Below are 23,478 nucleotides of genomic sequence, written 5' to 3'. Positions count from 1 at the left end.
CCCCCGCCCCCGCTCGTGGGGGGGGCTCGGGGCGTGTTTGGGGGGGGGGCCGGGGCTGCGCGGCCGCGCGCGGGGGGGGGGGGGGGGGGGGGCGGGGCGCCGCCCCCCCCCCCCGGCGTAGTGCGCTTCCGCGGAAATCTCCGGCGTGAGCGATGTTGTGACGATCAGCACGAAATGCGATAGGAGTGTTCGAGATGACCTCTGCCGGTGACATTCGCACGCAGCTGATGGCGGCGATGGAGCGGTTCCCGTTCGGTCCGCTGGCTCAGTCCGCCACTGATTTCGATCAGGCGCGGGCGATCGTTGCTCAAACGGCGTCGGGATCGTCCAGTGCTGAGCTGGCGACCGCGCAATCCCAGATCGCGGCGGCGTCCGATCACGTGCAGCAGGCGGCGCAGCTGTGCCACGCTGCGCAGGCATCGTTACAGGACTTCCTGAGCCGGGTGTGACGTGACCAGCGTCGGCGATCTCGGGGCAGCGCTGGGTCAGGCATTGGCGGCGTTGAACGGTGAAGCGCTGTTGCACGCGTCGAACGCGCTCGACGACGCGATTTCGCTCGTGCTGTATTCGACCGAAGGCGCTACCGATCCTGCGGTCGCCGAGGCAGTCACGGCCCTGCAACGGGCGCAGGAACTGATCCGCTCGGCGGCGGTCGCTCGGACCGCTGCCGGGGAAAACGTGGCCGTGTACCTCGCGGGCGTCGGGTGGCTGCGGCACGGGGACAGACCACCGAGCCTGCCCCATCCGTCGACCTACAGCGGCCCGACCACCAGCCCTGACGCACCCACACCCGGCGCCGAATGGGACCAACAGCAGCGCCGGAACCTGCCGAAGTTCCAACCCGGTGGCAAGACCACCGGCGCCGTCGGCGATGCCACCGGGAACGTGCTGCACCGAACGGTTTCCGGGCGAGACGAGCTTTCAGCCCGTGCCGAGCTGACCTTGTCCAACACCGATCTCGTGTTGCCGCTGCCGAATGAGCGGCAGGGGCATCGGCCCAATCCGGAGCACGTCGAGGTCAAGGAAGCGCAGCGGCAAGCCGATGACAAGGCGAGTTACCGCGTCGTCAGTGTCAACAACGCGGTGTGCAGGGGCCGCTATGGGTGTGGCGCGGCGATTGCCGCGATCCTGCCCGAGGGGTACACGATGGATGTGTGGGAGCCGGGAGCGACACGGCCGATCCGCATCCGAGGAAGGGCTAAGCCATGACCACTAGTACGCACCCGGTCGTCACCGTCGTCTTCGGCTCCGAGGTGCACAGTGCCGCTACCTCGGACGAAGTCGCCGAACTGCTGGAACGTGCGTTTCGATCCCCGACGCCGGTGCAGGTCTACAGCTGGGATCGGCCGTGCCGGTCGTACCCGGAGCACGGGTTCGACGAGTGGCCCAATCAGCAGTTGCGGATCTCCGCTGACGGCGTGCGCGCGGTGTTGAGTTTGACGATCGTGCCGGAAGACCCGGACGAACCAAGCGGCCCTGACGTCGGCACCTGGGAGACCTGCGGTGCGGACAACGAGGTGCAGCTGCTGGCCGACCTGCATTCTCCGCGGTGGTACGCGCCGGGGCAGGCCGTTCCAATCGACCAAGCGCGCGCCGCCGCCGAGCAGTTCATCCGTGACCCTGCACGGCGCCCGGATGCGGTGCGCTGGCAGCCCGGCGAGTACGTGTAACAGGCCACCTCGCCATCAATCGAACGCACGTTCTATTGTGGAGGCGCGTTCGGGGAGGGGAGTCCCCGCAGACGCACGAAGCGCCCCGCACCCGGTCAAGGGTGCGGGGCGCTGTGCTACCCGGCGGGCGGGTAGGTCGGTGGGGTGGCGGAGCCGAGCAGCAGCCGGGCCGCCCACACCGGGAGGTGCGGTTCGGCGGCGCGCAGGGCGGCGTAGACGGCGCCGAGGACCAGGGGCACGACGAGGGTCGGCCCGGCGTCGCCGAGCGGGTCGGTCACCCACTGCGGGGCACCGGCGGTGATGAGCCAGGCGACCATCGCGGACCAGGCGGCGGGGACGGTGGTGCGCAGCCAGGCGCGCAACTGATCGTTCACGCGGCGGCCCCGGTGGCGGCGAGCCGGTCGGCAATGCCGTCCACGATGGCCGCTGCGGTCGCGTCATTGTCGGCGCCGAGCGCGGCGCGCACGACATCGCCGACGACCGGGCCGACGACATCGGCGACGATTGGGCGCAGCGCGGCGGCGACTTCGGCCGGGTCGGTGTGGCCGGCCGCGGCGATCAGGGCCGGGAGCTGGTAGGTGATGCCGTCCACGTTGCGAATCGCGTCCACCGCGGTGACCTGCACGGTCGAGCCAGGAACGCGGGAGGCGGCGGGACCGATCAAGGCGTTGACGATCTGCACGAGCATCCCGATGGCGGTGTGGTTGCCCGCCTTCGTGCCCCACCCGACGATCTGGCCCTGCGGCCCGCGGGGGCCGAACAGTTCGTGGTGGATCTCGTTGAGCTTCTGCGCCTGTTCAGGAGTCAAGTCGTCCTCCGGGTTGGGGGTGGGGTTGGTGCCGAGCAGCGCGGCGAGCTGTTCGCGGCTGCCCTGGTAGGCGTTGGCGTCCACGGGCGTGTGCCCGGCGACGGTGGCGGAACTGGTGAACTGCAAGACCGCGACACCGAGGCCGCCGTATCCGGCCCAGTGCTGGGCGAACCAGTCGGCGTTGCGCTCGTAGATGTCGCTCGCGGCGCCGCCCTGGTTGTTGGCGTACCGCGAGTACCAGAGCGGAGGGAGTCCGGCGAGGGACGGACTGCCGATCTGCTGCCAGTACCAGCGGGGCAGGTACAGCAGTGGCGAACGCCATCCGGCGGCGACCAGGCGGCGGACGATGTCGCGGGTCAGGTTCGCGTCGCCGCCGTTGGCCTCGACGTCGAGCACGATCGGCACGTCGGCGGGCACGGTGCGCATGATGTGGGCGGCCTGCGCGGCGGCGGTCGAGTCGCCGCGCTGGTAGTGGTAGGCGGCGACCAGCAGCCCGGCGGCGCGCGCGTTCGCGAGGTTCGCGGCGAACCGGCTGTCAACGAAGGAACTGCCCTCGGTGGCCTTGAGGAACGCGTACTCGAACCCTTCGGCATGAGTGCGGGCGAGGTCGAATGTTCCTTGGTGGTGGGAAATGTCGATGCCGTAGAGCAGCGGGGATCACCTCGGCGGGTCGGTGGGGGGCGCCGTGCTGGACGGCTCGGCGGTGGTCGTCGGTGGGGTGGTGGTGCCGGTGACGGTGCACCGGTAGGTCGGTGCGGTGTCGGGCGATGGGGCGCGGGCGCACTGCTCGGTGGAGCCGTCGGCGCGGGTCGAAGTCCACCCGGCGGGCGGGGCACCGTCGCGGCCGTCGACACCATTGGTGCCGTCCGCGCCGGGCGGGCCGGGTGGAAGCGGTCCGGCGTCTTCGGACGTGCCATCGGAGTAGGTGACGATCAGCCGCCCGTCGTCGGCGGCCACGGACGCGATGCTGCGGCCGGCCACCCCGTCGCGGGGGGCGATGCGGCCGAGATCGGTGGTGGTGCCGTCGGTGTAGGCGGCGACCAGGCGCCCGCCGTCGAGTGCGGTTCCGGTGATGCCGCGGCCCGCCGGTCCACTGCTGCCGGTGGGGCCGACGACTTGGCCGACGTCGCGGCGTTGCCCGTCGTCGTAGGCCACGATCAACCGGCCGTTCGTGATGGACGTCGAGGCGATACCGCGGCCGTCGTCGGGGGTCGGCGGGGTGCGCCGTTGCACTTGCTCGGCGTCGCGGCAGGCAGGGCCGAGCGCGGCCGCGGGCGGCCCGCCGGTCCGGCACACGCGGGCGATCTCGTCGGCGAGGTCGGCCGCGGTGCGCTCGGCGGCGTTCGCGCGCCCGGTCTGCTCGGTGGCGGTCTGCTGCCGGTCGGCGAGTTGCCAGGTGAGCACGACGACCCATGCGACGACGGCGGCGAGCACCAGGGCGCGGGCGCGGGACCAGCTCATCACGTGTCGGCCTCCCGTCTCGCCGCGGCGGCGGCGTCCTCGGCGTGCCACCGGCGGCGGCGTTCGTCGTCGAGTAACTGAGCGAGTTCGTCAGTGCGCTTTTCCTGCGCGTCGAGCCGGTCGCGGAGCTCGGCCAACTCCGAGTCGTGGGCGGCGTTGACGCGAGCGAGCTCGGCGGCGTGGCGCGCCTCGGCGTCGGCGAGGGCGGCCCGGTAGTCGGTGCGGTCGCTGCTGGCGTGGCGCATCACGTAGACCAGCAGCGCCAGCAGAAGCCCGCCGATACCCGCCTGTGGGGCGACCGCGGCGAGCACCCCGGCAACGTCCACGATCGCCCCCTCGGGTGTCGGGCCGTCAGGCCAGCGCGAACCAGAACAGCTGGTTCGCGCGGGTCCAGGCGGTCGCGGTGGTGTTGAGCGTCGTCGGCGGCGGGAACGTTTGGTTGGCCTGGTACACCGAGTACGGCTGTTCGCCGATGAGCAGCTGAGCCCCGGTTCCGGTTGGCGTCGAGGACAGCCGCGGCGCAGCGGTGAAGCCGGTGACGATCATGCAGACGGCGACGTACTGACCGGCGGTGATCGCGGTCGAGTCGATGCTGACCCGCTTCACGCCCGTGGTGGTCAGGTGCTCAGAGCCGAAGCGGAACGAGCGCTCGGCCAGGTTCGCAAGGCTCGACCCGGTGTAGACCTTGACGTCGAAGGTGCCGCTGCCGCTGGCGGCGCTGGTGACGCACAACCGCAGCTGCGACGCGGTGAACGTTTTCGGCGATCGGGTGGCGACGGCCGTCATGAAGCCGTTGCTGACGGACTCGCCCCACACGCAATCGGTGCGGCGGTGTGAGCTGATGACGTCGCCGTAGAGCTCGGTGTCGGTCGCGTGCGTGTCCACCCGGGCCGCGAGCGCGTCCAGCTCGGAACGGAGCCCGGTCACCGCGGTGATCGCGTGGGTGTGCTCGGCGGGCACCGGCGCGGCGGGCGACCAGGTGCCGCCGGAGTACACCAGCGCGCGGCCGTCGGCGGCGCCGGTCGTCGAGACGTCGGCGAGTTCGTCGAGCGTGGTTGCCCCGCCTTCGCCGCCGCCCCCGGTGTTGTCCGTCCCCGGTGCCCACGTCGTGCCGGTGTACTTGAGAACCTGCCCGGCGACGGCGTCGGTGGTGGTGACGTTGGCCAGGTCGCCGAGCGCGGGCGGCTCGGCCTGCTCGACGGCGTCGAGGCGCAGCGCGAGCGCGTCCGTGGCCGAAGTGGTGGCCTTCGCGGCGAGCTGCCCGGCGAGCCCGTCCACGTCGGCGACGTCATGGGTGTGCTCGGCCGCGGCCTTCCCTGCGAGCGCGGCAGACAGGCCGGTGACGTCGCCGATGCTGGGCGCGGGTGCGGTTTCGAGCTCGTCGAGCCGGTTCTCGTGCGCGCCGATCGCCTCTTGGATCGCGATGTTGGTGTCGGCGAGCTGCGCGGCGAGCTGCGCCGAGGCGTTGGCCTGGTCGATCAGCGCGTTCTGCGCGGCGGATTCGAGGTCGCCACCAGCGGGGACGTGGGGGATGGTCACGGGTCAGCTCCAGGTGCCGTAGTCCCACCGGTCGGTGGTGTCGGTGCCGTCCCACTGGGCGGCGCCGGGCGGGTCGAGGATTTCGACGGTGAGCGTGTCGGTGAGGCCGTCGTCGAAGGTGCGGCGGATACCGAAGATCTGGGCGCGCAGTCGTGCGCCGAGCCCGTTCGGGTCGCGGATGTCGACGGCGTCGCCGAGCTGCAACCGTGGATCACCGGGAATCGTGATGGTCTCGGTGACCGGGATGGGTTTCGTGGTGCGCTCGGCGAGCGCGGCGAGCATGGTGCTCGACTGGTAGCCGTCCTGGTACCAGTCGCCGGATAGCGGGATGTTCCGGCCGCCGTAGGTGTCGATCGAGTCCTGGTAGCGGGTGGAGATCACCAGCGGGTCGGCTTCGGCGACGACGGTTCCGGGGATGTGCAGGGCAGGGGCGCCGGTATCGCCGCTGTTGCGGGCGTAGCGCATCGGCTCGGGCCACCCGTTGCGCGCGGTGATCACGAGGTAGCCGTTTCCGTCGATCCAGCATCGTGGGCGGTTGCTGTCGGACTCGGTCCGGAATTCGTTCTCAGCCCAGGCGCCGTTGACGAGGTACTGCACGCAGTACCCGGACACGGCATCATCCGTCCACTGTGGAAATCCCGACTGCCACGAGGTGTGCTTCGGAATCGCGAACGGGTCCGGGCTCTGCACGCTCCCGACGAAGACCCGCCACGTCTTGCGGGTCAGCGGCGGCAGGTAGAACTCGTCGACGCTCTGACTGCTGTAGGTGATCCCGTACTGGGCGACGCGCTTCGTGGTGGTGACCGACCAGATGTTGCGCACCGAGTCGAGGGAGTGCCGCAGGCCGAGGGAGGCCGCGTTATCGGTCGTGATTGTCCGCACCGCTGCGGCCTGCTTGCTGAGAATGGTGTCGTAGTTCCAGAACCGGAACACCCCGCGTTCGTCCCAGTGCACCGAGCCGAATTCGGCGGCAGCGACTTCGCTGATCACGTCCCATGCGTCCGAGCCGGACTTGTCCGGAAGGTAGGTGAGGCGGTTCCGGCCGGGGTCGAGCGCGGCGGCGAAGCGGGCGGGGCGGTGGAGTTGTGTGGGGTCCCATCGGATGCCGTAGACGTTGCGGGTGGTATAGCCGATGTCCTGCACCGTGAGCCGGTGGTTGACGGTGATCAAGCCCTTGAGGTCGTCGGAGAGGGTGGTTCCGTCGTAGGGGCCGGCCACGGTGACGAACGTGGGCACGGTGTCGCCGAGGGCGATGGCAACGCGGGTGCCGGTCTGGGGGCTGTGGTCCCAGATTGCGGTGACCCTGCTTCGTGAATCGGCAGGGATGTCGAGTTCGGTGCTGGTCCAGGTCTGCCCCACGCCGTGGTGCACGAGCGTGGAGTACACCCGACCGGCGCGGACTCGGAGGGTGATCTCGCGCTGCGATCCGATCCGTACCGATAGGACGGTCGTGTCTGCCGTGAGGTGGTAGCTGCTGCCCGTGGTGATCAGGGTCGCGCCGAGGAAGTGCGCGCCGCCGGGAGCGATCAGATCCCGGTCGCGAGCCCAGTACCGCAGCGTCGGCCCGGTGCTGTTTCCGATCCCAGCCAGGCACAACGGCCGTGGCTCACCATCGGAGAGCGCTGGATGCTGGTCGCCGCCGGTCGCGTACATCTCAGGGCCGCCGCCGTCGGTGTTCGGGAAGGTCTGCGCGGTGGCGTTGTCCATGTGTCCGACCGTCGGGAAGTGCGCGCCTGTGCCGCCGAGCCAGAAGTGACATCCGTCGAGCCCATCCGGCCCCACGCCGAGCTCGTCGAAGTAGATCGGCCGCCACGGCGTCGGGCTGGTGTCGCACTGGCGTAGGCAGTGGTCGATGACGGCCTGTGAGTCGGCGAGCTGGGCGCGGATGTACCCGCGTTCGGTCCAGTACTGCGACGTGGCCCAGACCGGGAACTGCACGGGGCGGCGCAGCATCTCGACGCGGTCGAGCGCTTCGAGCTCCACGGTGCCGGTACCGCGGTCCGGCGCCAGCGACCGCAGGACTCCGACGAACTGCGGGTAGTTCACCGTGCCGGTCGCGGTGTGTGCGTCGATGGAGTACCGGACTTCGGCGCCGAGCACGTCGAGCCCGTACAGCGGGCTGTTCCGGTTGTAGGGGGCGAACACTTCGACCAGCGACAGACCGTTGACGTCACCGGTGAGCGTCGCGGTCAGCTCGGCGGCTGCGGACCCCTCGATCAGCGTCAGCTCTTCGGGAACGCTGCCCTTCAGCGCGCGGTCGAGGGTGATCGGCCGGGCGTAGTGGGACAGGTCGGCCAGCGGGTGCGAGTAGGTGCCGTCGCGGCCCCAGTCGACTAGCAGCCGGGCCGTGAGGTAGCGCTCGCGGGCGAGGATGGCTGTATCGGCGGCGGCGCCGCCGTGCGTCTGCACTCAGAGCTCCAACAGGGTCAGGGTGGGGTGGCTGAAGCCGCGGCGTGCCGCGGTGATCGGCATCGTGTCGACGGCGACGACCGGGGCGCCGCCCCCGAGCGACCAGGCAGACGGCGCGGCGCCCGGTTCGACCTGGGCGGCGGCGACGGTGACGACCGCGTTCGGGTTCGGGGTGGCGGTCGGGACGATCGCGGGCGAGCAGCCAAGGACCCCGGCGGTCGTCGGGACGGTGACGGCAAGCCGCGACCAGGCGTGCGGTTCGAGGGTGGTCGCGGTGCCGTTGATGGCGGCGGTGTAGCCGGTGGCGGTGCGCAGGTCGGCGGTGATCCGCACGGTGATCGCGTGCGTGGCCTGCACGTAGACCGACGCCGTCACGACTTCGCCGGGCAGCACGGGGGCGGGGTGGTCGCGGTCGAGTCGCAGCGCCGAGCCCGGTGCCCATCCGGACCAGGCGAGCGCATCCCCCGCGGGTGGCGCGTCGTCGGGCCAGGCGTCGGCCGGTGCGGTGGTGCCCGCGGTGGGGGTGACCCCGTGCAGGTCCCGCCCGCCGTAGCCGACGCTCGCCGCCTGGCGGCTGAGCCTGTTGGTCCGCCAGCCGGGCAGCACGAACCGCAGCGGCCCCCGTACGTGCCGGTCCCGAAGGGCTTCGAGGTAGTCCCGTTCGGCGTCGTCCAACCACGTCCAGCTGAATTCGTACTCGCCGCGGCTGCCGAGGTAGTCGACGGTGCGTGCCCCGGACAGGGCGACGTGTGTGCCGCCCTGTCGGGGGTGGTCGATCTCGACGTCGGGCCGCGGTGCGCGCAGCTGCCGCATCCTGCCGAGCGGGCCGAGGTACAGGGGCACGGCGTCACCTCCTGCGGTCGGCGGCGTTGCGGCGGTTGACGACGCGGGCGAGGACTCGGCCGCCGGATTCGTCGAGGGTGAGCGTCATTCCGGCGAGCGCGTCGCGAAGCTCGGCGACACCGATCGGACGATGGCCGGCCATTCCGCCGCTGGTTCCGTCGAAGGCGTCCGCGGCGGGCGCGGAAGCGTAGGCGACGCGCGGCGGTGCGGCGATGGTCGCGCCGAGCGTGCCGGGCGAGAGCGCGGAGCGGACCTGTCCGGCGACGCGCTCGGCCGCGCTCACTGCACCGGCGCCGTCGGCGGCGATGGCGCGGGCGAAGTCGGTAATGAGCGCCCGGCCGCTGTGATCGGTGTAGCCGGAGCCGGAGAACGGTCCTTCCTTGGCGGGCGAGAAGGGGAACAGGTTCCTGATGCTCGACAGGACGCCGGAGATCTTGCCCTTGATCCAGCCGACCGCCCCGGAGATCCCCCGCCACAAGCCCTGGAGCAGCGCCCGGCCGGAGGTGACCAGCAGCGAGCCGAGCCCTGACAGCGCGCCGAGGATGCGGCCCGGCAACGCCCGGACGAACCCGACCACCGCGCTCACTCCGGACGACACGGCGGCCCGCGCCCGGTTGAACGCGTCCACGTGCAGCTGTACGAAGCGGGTCGCGAAGTCGCGGACCCATGCCACGATCGCATTCACCTTGTCGGAGATGAACGAGCCGATCGCGGTGAACACCGCGACCGTCACCGCCTTGATCCGGTCCCAGTTTCGCAATGATCAACGCGGCCAGGGCGACGACGGCGGCGATGACCCATCCGACCGGCCCCATTGCGATCACCCAGGATGCGGCCATGACGGCGGCGCGGGCGATGGCTCCGGCGGCCATGATCGCCCACTGCGCGCCGACCCGAGCGACCATCGCCACGGTGGAGGCGGTCGCCCGTGCGGCCATCGCGGCGAACTGCGCGCCGGTGGTGACGGCCATGCGGACGGCGGTCGCGATCCACGCGCCGACCGCGGCGGCGAAGCGGCCCATCGAGGCCAACATGCGGTTCGTCGCGGTGCCCTGCGTGGTGGCCGCGGTGAGGAACTTTCCGCCGAGGGTGGTCAGCGCGGCGATGAGCGGGCCGAGCCGGGACGACACCAGCCCGACGACGGTGATCCATGCCAGCAGCGCGGCCACGGTGGACTGAGCCGGGGCCGGGAGCGCGGCGAACGCGGATGCGACGGTGCCGAGTACGGACACCACCAGCGGCAGGATTCCGGCGAGGTGCCCAGATACCTGCGCCAGCAGCGAGAACACCGCGGCGATCTGCTCTTGTCCCTGCGCGGACTGAGCCCACGCGGCCATCTGGTCAGTGATCGCGACCAGCTGCGCGAGGAACCCGGCGCCACTCGGCGCGGCGGCGGCGAAGATGCTGCCGAGGACGGTTCCGACGTTGCGGGCGACCGTCCACAGCTGTCCGAGCACGTCGAGGGAGGCGCGCATGAACTCTTCGAGCGCTCCCGATTCGCGGGCGGCGCTGAGCATGTCGGCGACGCGCTGCGCCGCGAGCCCGGCACCGCTGGTGAGTTCGGCGAACAGCGGGCCGCCGACGGCGCCGAGGTCGGTGAAGATCTGGATCAGCGGCCGGGTGACGGCGGCGAGGTTGCCGGTTGCGGCGGCCGACGAGTCCATGATCGTCGTGACGTCGGCGACCGACCCGGACTCGCGGAGGAAGGCGGCGACATCCAGGGCGGCCCGGTTGAACCCACCGGCGGTAGCGACCATGCCGGATTGCAGGATCGGCAGGTACGTCCCTCCGAGCTCGCGCACCTCGTCGGAAACTCCGGCGAACATCGCCTCTTGGACGGCGTCGCCGAGCGCGTCCCACTCCGGGCGCAGACCCCGCACCGCGGTCGCCGTCGCTGCGGCGGCGGGTGCGAGTTCGGCGAGCGCTTCGGCGGCGGCTTCCGGGTCGGTCTCGGTGACCGCGGTCCCGAAACCAGACATGGCGGTGGTGAGGGTGCCGAGCGCGACGCCGCCCGCGATGGCGACGCCGGGCACCAGGGCCAGCGCGCCGACCGCAGCTGAACCGGTGATGCCGACCAGGCCGAGCGCGCTCGCGGCCGTAGTGGCCGCACTGGTGATCTTCCCGACCTGCTCGGCGCCCTTGAGCGACTGCTTGCCGAGGGTGGCGAGCTGGGCGCGGGCTCGCGCCATCGCCCGGTCCCACTTGGTCGTGTTGATCGAGAGGTATCCGACCAGCTCGCCCACCGTGAGCGCCATCCCGCACCCCCTGTTCGGTCAGGGCCGGGAAGTCCGGCGGGCGGCCTTCTCGGCGTGGGTGTCAGGGGGTGCGAGTGCGCGGGCGAGCCGGGACTCACACGACAACAGGCCGACGATGCGGGTGCGGAGCCATCGCCAGGTGCGGCCGGCCAGCAGACCGGGCGCTTCGACGTCGACCCCGTAGACCTCGGCGAGGTCGGCTTCGATCAGCGGCCAGTGGTCGAGGACGTCGCGCCACGAGTGCCCGCCGCCTTCGCCGCCGGTGCCTTGCGGGGTGGTGTCGTACCACTCGCGGAGTCCGGTCGCGGGGTCGATCGGGCCGCCCGCCGGGTCGCCCGATTCCCCGCGGGAGCCGGGGGGCGGCCACCCGTGGACCAGTGCCGTTCGGCGGCCTCCCGGCCCTGGACAATGTCCACGAACGCGGTCATCCCGGCCACGCGCAGGTGCGCGTACGGGACACCGTCGGCGATCATCTCGTCGTACGCGGCGCCGAGGCTCGACCGCATGAGGTCGAGCTCGGCGGCGTCGTCCAGCAGCTCGGCGTCCGGGGCGGGCGTGTCCTGCTCTGCTTCGGCCGCCGCGGTGACGCCGAGGATGTAGTCATGCAGGCGTTGCAGCCGGAGCCCGGTTTCGGCGCTGACCGGCGTCACCCGGTAGAGCTTCCCGCCAATCGGCAGGGTCAAGGCCGGGTCGAGGAGTTCGGAGAGGTCGCGCAGCGCCATCACGCACCACCATCCACGGGCGGAGTGGTGCCGGGGTTGGCGATCTCGACCGGCTCGCCCTGGCCATTCAGGGTGAACGAGAACGGTTCCAGGTCGGTGACCTCGCCGCCCTTGGTGTAGTCCGACACGGTCGCGGTGCCCTGGTAGGCATCCGGCGAACCGTCGCGCCGGTACCAGCGCACGGTGATCGCCGCGTCGAAACCGACCAGCCGGGACGCCTTCCGGATCACTTCCTGTCCGGGGTCCGGCGTGTACTCGGTCGCGGCGTCGTCCCGCTTGCGCTTGCCCTCGGCCTCAATCGACCACGTGCGCTGAGTGACCACGGACGAGCCCCAACCGCCGGAGTCGAAATCGCCGTCGTCCTCGGTGTTGTCGTCCGAGCTCTCCTCGAAGCTGGTCAGCCCGCGGACGGTGATCCACGCGTCCGGGTCGCTCGCGGCGGGGTCTTGGACTTCGAGCGTCCAGTCCTTCGCGAGCATCGATCGTAGTGCCATGCCGCGGTCCTACCTTTCTGGTTCCTGACCAATATCGTGCCTAAGATCGTCGACGGTTCCCGCGATTCCGAGTTCTGTCCGAATAGACTCTCGGAGAGCGTCGATTTTATCTTCGAAATCGATGGTCTCAACGTTGAACTGGGTCGACTCGGCGTCTGCTTCGAAATTTTTGATTGCAGTATTGGTTGCTTTGCTGAGCGCGATCATGCAAGCGTCTAGCTTCCGCTGGACGGGCTCTGTCGCGAGTAGTCGGAGGGATGACATGCCTTTAGAGGCGCTGTCTACGGCACGGAGCCGGCTGATCCTCTCTGCGTGGATCTGTGTGTAACGCAGCAGTGCTGCCGCGTCCTCGGTCGTCGGTCGGTAATCTATGGCCGCCCTAACCACATCGCCAAGGGCGCCCCGGATATCGTCGATATGGTCAAGTGCATCGGCGTATGCTTCGATTCTCCGGCCGCGCCAATCGAGGACATTGTCGTGCTCGCGCTGCAATTTTTCTTTTTCTTTCTCGCGCAGGTGTCGGACTTCTTCGCGTTCTTCTTCGCGCCTCCATCGCCGTTCCTCGCGCCATGTGTTGATAAGTTGACCGGCGATAATTCCGATGATGCCTAGAATTGCAACGGCAATTGGTACCCAGATCGGAACGCCAGGAGAGGGTGACTTCATGTGCTTGACCGTAGCGGCACGCGATCAACTTCGGGACAGGATCAAGCGCGATACCGCGTCGGGTGGTGTGCGGTGAGCTGGTAGGTGCCGACGCACTCGGCACGGCCGTTGTCGTCGAGCCCGATCGGCCCGCCGCCGGTGCGTTCGATCCGGTGCAGGTGCACGCGATCGAGGTCGAGTCCGGTCGCGCCGTCGAGGGCGTCGCGTACGGCGTCGTCGAGCCCGTACGCTTCCCGCGGATCGCCGCCCGCTGCCCGGACTCGGACCTGTAGGCCGATCACTTCGTCGGCGTCCGGGCTGCTGGTGAGCGGGTACGGGGTGAGCGCGACGACGCGCGGCGGCGACGGCCGCACGGTGGCGATGACGATTCCGGTTTCGCCGGGCTGGTAGAGGCCGGTGGGCCGGTAGGTGCCGACGCCGCAGGCGGCGAGCACCAGGGCGAGCCCGTGCGCGAGATCCGACGTCCAGCCGGTCACGTCGTGGCCCGGCGGATCTCGGCGGCGACGATGTCGCCGACCGTGTCGCGTTCCTCGATCATGGGGTGTTCGAGGTACTTCGCGGTGCGGCCGGGGTCGTGGCGCCAGGTGAGTTCTTCGTGCTGGCGGGCGGCATACGGGGTGTCGTAGGAGACGGCGGCGGTCAGGCCGATCTCGTCCACGCTCGCGACACCGGAGCGTTCGAGGGTGCCCTCTTCCAGTGGTGCGCGCTGCCGGGAGGCGCCGAGGACGTGTTCCGCGGCGAGCCGCAGGCCGCGGGCGGCACCGGTGCGGGCGCGGCCGGTGACCCGCTCGCCGTGCCACGAGGAACGAACGGTGAGCGCCATCCGGCACCTCCGGTCAGGTCAGGGCGAACTCGCAGTGCGAGGGCGCCGCGGGGTGGTCGTAGAGGCTGTTGGTGATGACGCGGGCGACGCGTTCGCGCGCGGTGGTCGGCCACACGGTGATGCGTGATCCGGGCGGCGCCGAGACGTCGGGCCGGGTGCGCACCGTGGTTTCGGAGACGACTTCGGCCCCGGTGTCGTCGCGGACCAGGCGGCGGCTGTCTTCGACGTAGGCGCGGTGGTCGACCGGGTCGCCGAACACGTCGCCGTAGGCGCCGCTTCCGAGGTAGGGCTCAACGGTCACGCGGTGGGGGAGTAGTCGGGCGGGGATCAGCACCAGGTGCCCCCGGTGGTGATGGGGGCGTGGCCGAGGAGTCCGGCGGTGGCGAGGATGCGGACCGCGGCCGGGCTGCGGCTGGCGTCGTCGGGCGCTGCGCCGCTGCCCTGCAAGCGAAGCGTGCCGATCTGCACGGAGCCGTGGACGCTGGCGGCGCCGGTGGTGTCGCCGGTTTCGTCCCACCACTGCACGACCGCGCAGGTGGCGCGTTTGAGCGCGTCGCGCACGGCCGGGTCGGTGGGGTATCCCTCGCTGTCCACTGTGTATCGGGCGAGGATCAGCAGGTGGTCGACGTCCTCGGACGCACGGGCGAGCAGCCGCACGGCGTCTGCGGGGGCGGTGCCCGCGTAGGCGGTCAGGTCTTCGGGGGTGGCGTAGACGCGCACGCGGGCACCTCCGGTTAGGTCGTCGTCTTGCGGGTGGTGCGGCGACGCGGGGCCGACGCGCTCGACGTGCGCGCGTCGGCCGCTGCGGGCGTCACCGTCAGGGAGAAGGGACCGGCTGCACCTGGATGCCGCGCCAGACGGCGGCGGCCTTGGTCGCCTTCAGCGCGACGGCGACCGGGCCGAGTTCGACCTCTCCGCGCTTGACGGCGCCGGAGGTGGTGAAGTCCGGCATCCACTGCCGTACCACGGGGGCGCCGTTGATCCCGACCGCGTGGAACCCGTCGAGCCCGAACCGCACCGCGTACAGGTCCGACTTGCCCTCGGAGTCGACGGCGATCACCGGGTCGTTCGATCCGGCCTTCGCGCCGAGGTCGACAAGGGGGATTCCGGCGAAGGTGTCGATGGCCTGCCCGAACTCATCGCGGCGGCGCTCGTGGAATCCGGCGGCGAGCGCGGCACCCTTCAACCGGGCGATGGTGAGCCGGTTGCCGAGGATCGCGCCGGGCTGCTCGTCCATGAGGGCGAGCCATTCCCACATGTTCGCGATGATCTGCCGGGCCTCGGCATCCGAGGGCAGCGCGGACCAGTCCGCGGCCTCGGTGTACTCGGTGGCCGATCCGGTCAGTGCGACCGACAGCCCGTCGAACCCGGTCGCGGTTTCCCCGCTGCCGGTGGTGGCGCCGTTGATGACCTGGTCGGCGAAGTAGGCGCGGGTGGACTTGATGACCTGGCCCATCTGGAACGCGACCTCGTTCGACGAGGCGGGGCCGAGGTTGCCGAGCACCCGGTCAACGGAGAACGCGCCGCCAAGCGGGGCGAGGTCGACCGACACCCGCGCGCGGGTCGCGGCGCCCTCGGCGTACTCGGTGTTGAACGGGCGGAACGCGGCGGCGCGCTCGGTGGCGAGCCGGGTGTAGGTGTAGGTCAGGGTGGCGCCGCCCCCGGCGGGGTTGACGCAGTCGTCGAAGGTGAGGGAGTCCAGCAGGAACGAGGACTTGCGGAACTCGTCGATGACCATCAGGTCGAGGTCGTCGGTCGTGTTGAGCTTCGCCTGTGCGAGCGTGACCGGTGCCATCGTGGGCTACTCCTTGCGGGTCAGCCGCGCCCGTAGTGGCGGGCCACGGCGTCGGTGAGGTTGCGGGGTTTGGCCTGGTCGCCGGTCCTGCCGGTGTGCTGGCCGCTGCTGCGCGCGGGCGCCTGGCCTGCTGCGCGGTAGTGCGGGTGGTCGGTGGCGGCCTTCTTGACCGCCTCACCGACCTTCGTGCCGTAGTCGTCGGCGGCGGGGTCGAGCTGGTCGAGCGCGGCGAGGAACGACCGCGAGTCGGTGAGCGCCTGCGCGTTCGCGCCGTGGGTGTCGGCGGCCTTCCAGATCGCCAACTCGACGGCAGCGGCCTTCGCTGCGGTGGCCTGCGCGTCGCGCTCGGCGGTGAGCTGGTCGGCGAGTGCCTGCGGGTCGGCCTTCTGGTCGTCGGCGACCAGCCCAAGGGCACGGCCGATCTGCTGCGCGACGTCTTGCTTCGCCTGCTCGGCGGCCTGCTGCTTCGCGTTCGTCCGCGCGCTGCCGTTCTCCTTGCGCAGGTCGCGGACCATCGCGGCGAGCGTCGCGGGATCGAGCGCGGCGAGGTCGTCGGCGTCGCCCTGGTGCTGCCCGTCGGTCGGCTGCTGCCCGGCCTGTCCGGTGTCGCCGGTGGGCTGCGACTGCTGGCCGGCGTCCGCGGCGGGCGCGTCGCTGGTGTTGCCGTCGCCGGTGCCGTCGCCGCCGAGCACCGGCCAGATCGGGCCGCGGCGGGTGTGGCCGAGGGCGCGGAGTCCGGTCACGGGGTGGACGGGCAAGGATGCGGGCATGGGGTGGCCTCCTGGGCGCGGGGTGGGGATAGCCCGTCGCCGGGCCGGGGCGGAACAGCAGCGACCCCCGGCACACCAGGTGTCGGGGGTCGCTGTTGGGTGCTGCTGTGGAGCTATCGGGCGTCCACGATCGTCGCCGGTCCGTCCGGCTGCATCCAGGTTGCTTTGGTGTCTCCCTCAAAGGTCACGAGCACGTGGGTGAGTGAGGGCTCGACCTGGACGATCTTCCGTGTGTGGTTGCCCGGCGGTTGACTGATTTCGGTGTCGCCGACCTTCACCTGATTCCAGGTTGTGGTGCGCCGCGGGGTGTCGTTCGTCGAGTTCACGTGGTGGCCCTTCTGCCGTGCCACGCAAAGCGCGTGGCACTCAGGAGATCGAAGGGCCGCCGAGGTCGTTACCGGCTACCGCGGTGGCACAGGGCCGGGTTCGCCGAGGGTGTAGGGCGCCCAGCGATCGGGGTCGAGGACGTCGGCGGCGGGAACGCCGCGGGCGTAGAACTCGGCGAGGCGGGCGACGGCGGCGCCGTGCATCCGGGAGATCAGCGCGGCGGGAACCTCGGTCGAAGGTTCGGCCGGGCGCCATCCGGCGCACTGGTCGTGGTCGGTCCAGATCCAGCCGAGCACGCGGCCGGCCAGCACGACCGGTGCGGCGGTGGCTGGTCCGGCGGGCGTGGTCGGGTAGGTGGTGAGCGCTCCGACTTGGCGGGGTGCCATGCCGTCGTCGTCCCACCGGCTACCGGGCGGCGGGGGTGGTGGTGTGGTCATCGGTACCCCTTGTCGACGTCGCCGTACGGGTCGGGTTTCCAGCCGGGCGGCGGGGTCCAGCCGTCGGGCACGATCTCGCATTCGATGTACCAGGTGTGCCCGCGCTGGTAGGCGGCGTGGATGACGTAGTTCGTGCCGCGGTTGAGCAGGATCTCGCGTTCGTTGGTGCCGAACTTGCTGATCGGCATCACGTTCATGGCGCGGGTGCCGACCGGGAGCCGGAACGCGAACACCATTTGGCCGCCGAACGCGGCCCGATTCCCGATCGAGGTGGACAGGTACCCGGCGTCGCGGTGCACGGTGCCGACGAGTCCATCGATCGAGGCCGGGTCGTTCAGGTTCGCGCCGAGGTTGGCCAGGATCGACGGCCCCGAGCCCCGGAACGTCAGGATCGACTCGCCGATCTCGGCCTTGGCGAAGGCGGCATCGAGCCGCCCGACGATCCGGTCGTGCCATTCGGCATTCTCGGCGGGCTTGTATCCGCGCAGCGCTTCGTTGATCGACCTGTACGCCGACCCGGTGTAGGTGGTGATCGCCTGCCTTTCCGATGGGCGCAAATCCGCAGGTAGCGGCATGTTTTCCATCGCCCATTCTACGGCGGGGCCGTTGCTGTCGAACCGCAATCCGGCCTTCATCCCCGGCAGCGGCGGCGGCTCCGGGGTGGAACCGGGCAAGGTCCAGCCGGGCGAGCTGCGGACGGAGAGCTCGACCCAGAGCGCGCGCAGCGTGGCGGCGCGGGCTGCGGGGGCGGCCTGCTGGCCGAGGCGACGGCGAACGAACTTGACCGGGTCCGGGTGCGTGGACAGGCGCTTGACGAACGCGGCGAACTTCGGCGCTTTCTCGCCTTCTGCGGCGAGTTGGTCGAACCGGGCCAAGGCGGCGACGGCTTCGTCGAGCTGTGCGCCGGTGTAGTTGAACGAGGCGACGAACAGGTCGTCACCGGTCAGCGAGTCGTCGGCGTCGAGCAGCCGGGCGAGATCAGACTCTCCCGGTTCGGGCTCGGGCTCTGGTGGAGGCTGCGGTTCGGCGTCGCGTTGGCGGTCGAGTAGGTCGAGCTGGTGCTCATCGACCGGCACCGCGCCGTCGGCCCGGTTTCCGTCGCCACGGACGTGCGGCGGTTCGGGCGTCGTGGTGGCGCCGTCGAGCGTGGGCTGAACGAGTGGCCCGACATGACCGGTCGCGGTGGTCGAGTCGCCGGGCTGGTTGCCAGCGCCGATCTGCTCGCGGTACCGCAGGCGCTTCAGCTCGGGGTTGTCGTCGAGGTGCTGCCGCATTACGGCCTGCCACTGCCGAACCTTCCGGCCGGCCATCTTGCGTTCGACGTCGCCGAGAGCGGCGACCTGGCGCACCTTGTGCTTACGGATCTGCCGCTCGATCTCCCGCTGCCGCTGTCGAGCCTGGTCACCGTCGCGGTCGGCGGTGGGCCGCTCGGGCAGCCGGGTGACGCCGGGCAGGTAGGCGGAAACGGAGTGCCGACAGTTCGGGTGCTGGAAACCGAGAACGCGGGCTTCGGTGAGCGTGGCGACGATGTGGACGGTCACCGGCTTGTCGGTGAGCTGGTGGGCGACCTGCACTTCGCCGGTCGGCCCGTCGTCGGTGCGCAGCACCCGGCCTTCGTACGGTCGGCACAGGGCGCATTCCTGCGGGGCGTTGCTGGCGTAGACCATGTGCACGCCGAGCGCGCCGAGCCGGTCAGTTTGCCCCTGCACCGCGGCGCGCTGCGCAACGGTGCGGGTCGCCACCTCGACGTAACTCGACAACTTCCACCGGCGGCCCGATCGGTCCACGAAGGACGTCAGGCCGCGGTCGACCAGGCGCCGGAAAGCGCTCTGTGCGGCCTGGCGGCGGGTCTGCGCACCGGTCAGCGTTCCTGCGGAAGCGGCGGCGACGACTTCGCGGAACCCGTCGGTGACGTCGCGAAGAACGTTCGCGCTGCGGGTGCCGACATCGGTGTGTACCGCGGTCGCGAGTGCTTCCATCGCCGCGAAACCGGGCACCGACTCGGCGGCGGCTTGCGTCTGCTCGCCGAGTTCGGACCGCGGGAACCACTGCTCGGGCAGCTCGGCCAGCGCGGAGGACCAGCCTGCCCGGAACGCGTCGGCGGCGGCCTGCCGGATCGCGGGTCCGCTGTCGGCCTGCAAGGCGGCGAGGATCGCCGACGCGGACGCGCGCAACGAACGCACCGCGGCGAGCTTGCGGGCGGCCCACTCCGGCGACTGCATCTCGCCGTCGAGGCCCCCCGCGAGGTGCTGCGCCATGAGCGCGGCGAGCTGGGATTCAGCGTGCCGGTACAGCTCGGCGACGGTCGCGGCGATGCGATCGACGTACTCGGGGCTGACGGGCAACGCGCCACCCCCTGACGTGCAACGGGACGGCTGCTAGCCTCCGAGCTGCGCCAACACCAACCAGCGCCGCCGGATGAACGCAGACGCTTCCGGATCGAATCGGCGTGCCTGCTGCGGGCCACCACATTTCACTTAGCCGCGTGTTCGATCGCGGGCGGATCGACATGAACAGGTGGTGTTGGTGGCCTTCTTGGCGTTGTCCTCTGCGTTCACCTCGGCCGCATGGGTGCTTTGCGCCTGGCTCAAGCTGCGGTCCTCGGAAAAGGAGCTGGCCGCGTTCGAGCGAGCCTATGAGCGTGGCGGGGATGCGGCCGTGCTCGCCTTAGCTGCTGCACTGCGATGGCGGTCACGCGGCGAGCAATGAACGATCATCTTTTACGTGCTGAACGACGGACGAGACGACGATCCAGCGGCTTCGCGCAGGATTGCGGCCGGGTCCGGCTCGACGGCGCCGGATTCCTCGCGGATGCGCTGGACCTCGGCGGCGACTTCGGTGTCGTCCCAGTCGGGGTGGACCATGCGCACCCGGACGTCGAGCGAGGCGGATTCGGCGCGGTGCAGGGTTTCGACGGTGGCGGCGAGGGTCTGCGGGTCGGGCTGCGCGCGCGGTGCGAATTCGATGGCCGGCCGTTCGTTCGGATCGAGTCCCGGTCCGTTGCCGAGCAGCCGATCGACGTCGAGCAGCGCGGCGGTGATCGCGCTCAACCCGGCGGACCAGTGCAGGGCCTTTTTCATGCGGGTGCGCTCGGATGAGCGTTCGCGGGCGTTGACTTCGGTCGCGGTGATGCTGACGTCGCCGTCGTTGTCGCCGAAGGTGCTGGGGGAGAGCCCGGCGGAGCGCAGCACGGCGCGCACCAGTTCGTCGGCGGTCTGCTGGTGCTCGGTGACCCGGATCGCGAACTGTGCAGGGGTGATCTCGGTTCCGCCGGTGCCCTTGCTGAGTGCGTTCACCTCGGTGAACACCTCTTGGTCTTCATCGAACGACGCTCCCTGACCGGGTCCGTTCGGGGTGAGGTACCCGGTCGGGACGATCAACCTTGCCTTCGCGAGCCGGACGTCTCGCATCCACGACGAATAGGTCTCGTCGAGCGCGTCGAGCAGCGGTTCGACGCCGTCGAAGTCGGAGCGGCCAAGGGGCGCGAGCTCGCGCACCGAGCGCCAGGCGCGGGAAGGGCGGACGTTGGGGACGTAGGCCGCCGTGAGCCGGTGCGTGCCGGTCGGGATGCTGCCGTCGGCGTCGACCAGGTCGGCGGCCCATGCGGTCGCGGGGTGCTCGGTGAGCGGCACGGGGCGGCCGAGGTCGTCGGTGGTGCCCGCGTAGAGGCTGTGGAGGATGCGCCCGCGTTCGTGGCGCTCAAGGTGGCGGAGGACCTGCGACCCGTTGTCCTCGACGGTCGACCAGAAGGTGACGGCGTCGAGCTGGGACCAGCGCCATTCGGGCACGGCGGCGTCGGCGTGCACGGTGTCGATCATCGGGTGCGGTGCAACGTCCTGGTCCCACACGGTGCGCAGGTAGCAGCCGCCGAGCGCGGCCGAAACCTCGGCGGCTTCCAGCAGCCCGGAATGCACGGTGGGGTGGTTCAGGATCGCGTCGAGCCGGTCCTGAGCGGCGGCGTCCTCGACGGTGACCCGCGGCGGCTCGGCGAACAGCAGATCCGCCGAAGCGGTCGCGATGTCCGCGGCTAGCGGCACGTGAAGCCGCGCCGGGCGCTGCACCGGGTTCTGCGGTCGTCCCCAGAAGAACCGGGCTGCGGCGCCGACCAGGCCGCCGCGGTACTGCGACGGACGGGCGCGCGGGACGTCGCGGCTGTAGGTGGTGGCGAGCTGATCGGGGTCGCCGGTGTACCAGGCGGACCACTCGGCCATGCGGGAGTGCGCGCGGTCGAACGGGACGGGCGGCCAGGCGGTCACGTGGTCACCTCCTGACGGTGAATGCACCGGTGCTGCTGCGTCGGTTACATGTAGACAGCGAACGTTGTCTACGTGTAGACAGCGCCCGCGGTAACGGCGAGCAGGTTTCAGACGTTGATGGTCTGCCGCCACAAGGATTCGGTGGTGGCGATGGCGTAGCGCCCGGCGTCCAAGCTGTGGTCCGCGACCTTGACCGGCTTGTCCTCGCCCTTGGCCGTGGCGTCGTCGTCCCAGCTGTAACCGGGGGCTTCGGTGATCCATCCGGTGCAGCGGTCGGACACTCGGAGTCGACCGGCGCCGAGCAGAGAGGCGATCCCCCGGATGCCGTAGGCGACGTCGTTGTCGGCTGCCTGCGTGACCACGTGGTCCTGGTGGAGCTGCACGCGGAAGGAAGCGGCGGCGGGGTCGGCCGCGATGAACTGCGGTCGTAGCCCCTGCTGCCTGGGGTGGTGCTCGGCGTCGAGCCACGCGCGCAGGTGCGCGGACAGCTGGGCATCGGTCAACCGGGCCTGCTGGTGGGCGGGGTCGTAGCGCCACTCGTCGAACAGGTACAGGCGCCGATCCGTGCCTTCGCCGAGCATGAGCGCGGCCGTAGCTGCCGTTGTCCCGTAGTCGATGCCGACCGCGAGAACCCGCGTCATGTCGGGCAGCTCGGCCCACGGGATGACGTGTTCGGCGGGGTCCCACATGTCGTAGATGGCGCCTTCGGCGGCGACCCACTCGCCGAGGACGAACCGCCGGTGCCAGAGCCCGGTGAACTCGGCCTTGATGCTGGCCTTGTACTCGTCGGACAGGGCGGGGTTGTCGTCGAGTTGGAACGCGAACGAACGCCAGTCCGGCAGGTCGCCGAGCCGGTCGAGGTACTTCCGCCTCAACCAGTGCGCGGGCGAATCCGGGTTTGTGGTGCCGAACAGCCGCGCGCCGGTGACGGACATGCGGCCGAGCAGCTGCACGAACAGATCCTCGGCGATGACGGTGACCTCGTCGACGTACGCGCCGGAGCAGGTGAGGCCGCGGAGAACTTTCTCCGCCTTCGAGTCCGAGGCGCCGATGACGTGCACCGTGCGGCCGAGGATGCTCGCGGTGGGGGCGCCGCTGGTGTAGTGCACCTGGTCGGCCAGCGGCCCGAACAGCGTCGGGTCGGCCAGCGGGCCGAAGACGTTGCGGGCGATCGACTCGCGGGTGCGGCCGATGACGACCAGCTGCCCGCCGTGAGGTGCGTCCGACACGTAGATCAGCCAGCGGAGAAGGCTTGCGATGGTCTTGCCGGAACGGATCGCGCCATGCCAGATGTTCACGCGCGCCGAGGACTCGCGTAATGACGTGACCTGGACAGTAGACAGTGGAAGCGAGGCGGACACTACGTCACCTCGCCTGAGCTCAAAGCCCGCGTTGTTCTTCGATCGCGTTCTCGATCATCAAGTCAATAGCGTGAGCGTTGACCTCTTCGAATACCTCGGCGGTAAGGTCCTTGCAGGCGGCCTCGATCTCTTCTAGACGAACGAGATCGCAAACCATCACCTCGTCCTCGCCGAGCGTCATACCGAGCGGGAGACGGCCGCCAGGGAGTAGTTTGAGGGACTGTTTTCCCCGCACACTCGGATTTGGTACCGCATGTTCGTCCTCGATCGTTGCCTCGTCGAGATGTTCGAGAACATTTCGTAGATCGCGAATCAGTTGGTTGCCACGCGTCTCGTCATCACCGCGCGCGTCCAGCATCTTCTGCGTCCACGTCTCGAACTGGTGGGTTGCGACGGTGAGTAGATGTTGTTCAACCCACGCGGCATCGACGAGCTCCGCGACGTCGGCAGCAATCCACCCCTCGGCCTCTCCGAGTTCGTAGGCCCGGTCCGCAGAGGTAGCGGTCTTCAGCGCTTCCCGAAAGCGCTCAGCCTGGCGGAGCGCACCAAGTGCCCATCGCTCGGCGAAAGAACGTATGACTCTGTAGTCGGCACCGAAAGCGGGGTCAAAGTCCACTCAAGCGACTGTACTGCGCTGAACGGTACTCAGCGTTCAGTCTTGATGCCGAGGGCTTCGGCGAGCGATCCGAGCATGGAGCGTGCGGCTTCGGCCTGGCCGCCTTCGTCGATCTTCTCGACGCGCGCGGGGGGCGGGGGGGGGCCCCCCCCCGCCCGCGCGGGGGGGGGGGGGTGGGGGGGGGGGCCCGGGGGGCGGGGGGGGGGGGGGGGGGTGGGGGAGCTGG

The 23,478-nt window shown here is 70.5% G+C and carries 29 protein-coding genes; 6 read left to right on the top strand and 23 right to left on the bottom strand.

The features are described from left to right. Nucleotides 1-194: 194 nt before the first annotated feature. Genes LCD35_RS23655 through LCD35_RS23645 form a run of 3 tightly spaced genes read left to right on the top strand, consistent with a single transcriptional unit; the run spans nt 195 to nt 1,670 of the window. On the top strand, nt 195-449 hold the full coding sequence (locus tag LCD35_RS23655; RefSeq protein ID WP_225044914.1) for a hypothetical protein: 255 nt from the start codon (nt 195-197) through the stop codon (nt 447-449). Between the two features lies 1 nt (nt 450). Then, nucleotides 451-1,209, top strand: a complete 759-nt coding sequence (locus tag LCD35_RS23650) for a DddA-like double-stranded DNA deaminase toxin (RefSeq protein ID WP_225044912.1) — start codon at nt 451-453, stop codon at nt 1,207-1,209. After that, entirely contained in the window at nt 1,206-1,670 is a 465-nt protein-coding gene (locus tag LCD35_RS23645; RefSeq protein ID WP_225044911.1) for an Imm1 family immunity protein, read from the top strand. Before LCD35_RS23650 ends, LCD35_RS23645 begins: the two co-directional genes overlap by 4 nt. A gap of 116 nt (nt 1,671-1,786) precedes the next feature. Here LCD35_RS23645 and LCD35_RS23640 read toward each other — a convergent pair whose 3' ends face one another. The 8 genes from LCD35_RS23640 to LCD35_RS23605 are packed head-to-tail and all read right to left on the bottom strand — an operon-like array spanning nt 1,787 to nt 9,490. Further along, nucleotides 1,787-2,044 carry a hypothetical protein gene (locus tag LCD35_RS23640; RefSeq protein WP_225044909.1) on the bottom strand — a complete coding sequence of 86 codons (258 nt, stop codon included), beginning with the start codon at nt 2,042-2,044 and terminating at the stop codon, nt 1,787-1,789. Then, complete coding sequence (locus LCD35_RS23635; protein ID WP_225044916.1) at nt 2,041-3,111, bottom strand: glycoside hydrolase family 25 protein; 1,071 nt, start codon at nt 3,109-3,111, stop codon at nt 2,041-2,043. Before LCD35_RS23635 ends, LCD35_RS23640 begins: the two co-directional genes overlap by 4 nt. A gap of 24 nt (nt 3,112-3,135) precedes the next feature. Further along, nucleotides 3,136-3,939, bottom strand: coding sequence for a hypothetical protein (locus LCD35_RS23630; RefSeq protein ID WP_225044908.1), 804 nt, complete (start codon nt 3,937-3,939; stop codon nt 3,136-3,138). Continuing rightward, a complete protein-coding gene (locus LCD35_RS23625; protein WP_225044907.1) occupies nt 3,939-4,265 on the bottom strand; it encodes a hypothetical protein in 327 nt (108 codons plus the stop codon). The genes LCD35_RS23630 and LCD35_RS23625 overlap by 1 nt, the downstream gene beginning before the upstream one ends. Nucleotides 4,266-4,290: 25 nt before the next feature. Beyond that, nucleotides 4,291-5,478 carry a hypothetical protein gene (locus LCD35_RS23620; protein ID WP_225044906.1) on the bottom strand — a complete coding sequence of 396 codons (1,188 nt, stop codon included), beginning with the start codon at nt 5,476-5,478 and terminating at the stop codon, nt 4,291-4,293. A 3-nt stretch (nt 5,479-5,481) separates the two neighbouring features. Further along, nucleotides 5,482-7,887 (bottom strand): hypothetical protein, encoded by a 2,406-nt coding sequence (locus LCD35_RS23615; RefSeq protein WP_225044904.1) that lies wholly within the window; start codon nt 7,885-7,887, stop codon nt 5,482-5,484. Beyond that, nucleotides 7,888-8,730: a hypothetical protein gene (locus LCD35_RS23610; RefSeq protein WP_225044902.1), complete on the bottom strand. Its 843-nt coding sequence runs from the start codon at nt 8,728-8,730 to the stop codon at nt 7,888-7,890. Between the two features lie 4 nt (nt 8,731-8,734). Next, a complete protein-coding gene (locus LCD35_RS23605; protein ID WP_225044901.1) occupies nt 8,735-9,490 on the bottom strand; it encodes a hypothetical protein in 756 nt (251 codons plus the stop codon). Between LCD35_RS23605 and LCD35_RS23600 the strand changes: the two genes are divergently transcribed. Then, nucleotides 9,490-9,909: a hypothetical protein gene (locus LCD35_RS23600; RefSeq protein ID WP_225044899.1), complete on the top strand. Its 420-nt coding sequence runs from the start codon at nt 9,490-9,492 to the stop codon at nt 9,907-9,909. The genes LCD35_RS23605 and LCD35_RS23600 overlap by 1 nt on opposite strands. A gap of 77 nt (nt 9,910-9,986) precedes the next feature. Next, entirely contained in the window at nt 9,987-10,790 is an 804-nt protein-coding gene (locus tag LCD35_RS23595) for a hypothetical protein (protein WP_225044896.1), read from the top strand. Nucleotides 10,791-11,191: 401 nt separating this feature from the next. On the opposite strand, the gene LCD35_RS23590 is transcribed toward LCD35_RS23595, so the two are convergent. From LCD35_RS23590 to LCD35_RS23535, 12 genes are all read right to left on the bottom strand, one after another. Then, complete coding sequence (locus LCD35_RS23590; protein WP_225044895.1) at nt 11,192-11,707, bottom strand: hypothetical protein; 516 nt, start codon at nt 11,705-11,707, stop codon at nt 11,192-11,194. Continuing rightward, nucleotides 11,707-12,201, bottom strand: coding sequence for a phage tail tube protein (locus LCD35_RS23585; protein ID WP_225044894.1), 495 nt, complete (start codon nt 12,199-12,201; stop codon nt 11,707-11,709). Before LCD35_RS23585 ends, LCD35_RS23590 begins: the two co-directional genes overlap by 1 nt. 9 nt (nt 12,202-12,210) lie before the next feature. After that, nucleotides 12,211-12,867 carry a hypothetical protein gene (locus LCD35_RS23580; RefSeq protein WP_225044893.1) on the bottom strand — a complete coding sequence of 219 codons (657 nt, stop codon included), beginning with the start codon at nt 12,865-12,867 and terminating at the stop codon, nt 12,211-12,213. Nucleotides 12,868-12,908: 41 nt separating this feature from the next. After that, a complete protein-coding gene (locus tag LCD35_RS23575; RefSeq protein ID WP_225044892.1) occupies nt 12,909-13,343 on the bottom strand; it encodes a minor capsid protein in 435 nt (144 codons plus the stop codon). After that, complete coding sequence (locus LCD35_RS23570; RefSeq protein ID WP_225044891.1) at nt 13,340-13,690, bottom strand: hypothetical protein; 351 nt, start codon at nt 13,688-13,690, stop codon at nt 13,340-13,342. The genes LCD35_RS23575 and LCD35_RS23570 overlap by 4 nt, the downstream gene beginning before the upstream one ends. A gap of 13 nt (nt 13,691-13,703) precedes the next feature. Further along, nucleotides 13,704-13,991: a hypothetical protein gene (locus LCD35_RS23565; protein WP_225044890.1), complete on the bottom strand. Its 288-nt coding sequence runs from the start codon at nt 13,989-13,991 to the stop codon at nt 13,704-13,706. Between the two features lie 26 nt (nt 13,992-14,017). Then, a complete protein-coding gene (locus LCD35_RS23560) occupies nt 14,018-14,410 on the bottom strand; it encodes a hypothetical protein (RefSeq protein WP_225044888.1) in 393 nt (130 codons plus the stop codon). Between the two features lie 97 nt (nt 14,411-14,507). After that, on the bottom strand, nt 14,508-15,485 hold the full coding sequence (locus LCD35_RS23555) for a major capsid protein (protein WP_225044886.1): 978 nt from the start codon (nt 15,483-15,485) through the stop codon (nt 14,508-14,510). A gap of 20 nt (nt 15,486-15,505) precedes the next feature. Beyond that, complete coding sequence (locus tag LCD35_RS23550; RefSeq protein ID WP_225044884.1) at nt 15,506-16,255, bottom strand: hypothetical protein; 750 nt, start codon at nt 16,253-16,255, stop codon at nt 15,506-15,508. A gap of 113 nt (nt 16,256-16,368) precedes the next feature. After that, nucleotides 16,369-16,605, bottom strand: a complete 237-nt coding sequence (locus LCD35_RS23545) for a hypothetical protein (protein ID WP_225044883.1) — start codon at nt 16,603-16,605, stop codon at nt 16,369-16,371. A gap of 51 nt (nt 16,606-16,656) precedes the next feature. Further along, entirely contained in the window at nt 16,657-17,019 is a 363-nt protein-coding gene (locus tag LCD35_RS23540; RefSeq protein ID WP_225044881.1) for a hypothetical protein, read from the bottom strand. After that, a complete protein-coding gene (locus LCD35_RS23535) occupies nt 17,016-19,364 on the bottom strand; it encodes a phage minor capsid protein (protein ID WP_225044879.1) in 2,349 nt (782 codons plus the stop codon). Before LCD35_RS23535 ends, LCD35_RS23540 begins: the two co-directional genes overlap by 4 nt. A 181-nt stretch (nt 19,365-19,545) precedes the next feature. Here LCD35_RS23535 and LCD35_RS23530 point away from each other — a divergent pair, with 181 nt between their 5' ends. Beyond that, nucleotides 19,546-19,728: a hypothetical protein gene (locus LCD35_RS23530; RefSeq protein ID WP_225044878.1), complete on the top strand. Its 183-nt coding sequence runs from the start codon at nt 19,546-19,548 to the stop codon at nt 19,726-19,728. 11 nt (nt 19,729-19,739) lie between these two features. Here LCD35_RS23530 and LCD35_RS23525 read toward each other — a convergent pair whose 3' ends face one another. The 3 genes from LCD35_RS23525 to LCD35_RS23515 all read right to left on the bottom strand — a co-directional run bounded on the left by LCD35_RS23525 (nt 19,740) and on the right by LCD35_RS23515 (nt 23,252). Next, nucleotides 19,740-21,275, bottom strand: coding sequence for a phage portal protein (locus LCD35_RS23525; protein ID WP_225044876.1), 1,536 nt, complete (start codon nt 21,273-21,275; stop codon nt 19,740-19,742). Between the two features lie 107 nt (nt 21,276-21,382). Then, nucleotides 21,383-22,573 (bottom strand): PBSX family phage terminase large subunit, encoded by a 1,191-nt coding sequence (locus LCD35_RS23520; protein ID WP_225044874.1) that lies wholly within the window; start codon nt 22,571-22,573, stop codon nt 21,383-21,385. An 82-nt stretch (nt 22,574-22,655) separates the two neighbouring features. Next, entirely contained in the window at nt 22,656-23,252 is a 597-nt protein-coding gene (locus LCD35_RS23515) for a hypothetical protein (RefSeq protein WP_225044873.1), read from the bottom strand. Nucleotides 23,253-23,478: the final 226 nt, after the last annotated feature.

This window comes from Saccharopolyspora sp. 6V (assembly GCF_020176785.1).
In the GTDB taxonomy this organism is placed as follows: domain Bacteria; phylum Actinomycetota; class Actinomycetes; order Mycobacteriales; family Pseudonocardiaceae; genus Saccharopolyspora_C; species Saccharopolyspora_C gregorii.
Note: the sequence above shows the minus strand (reverse complement) of the source record. Positions and strands in the feature narration are given on the sequence as shown.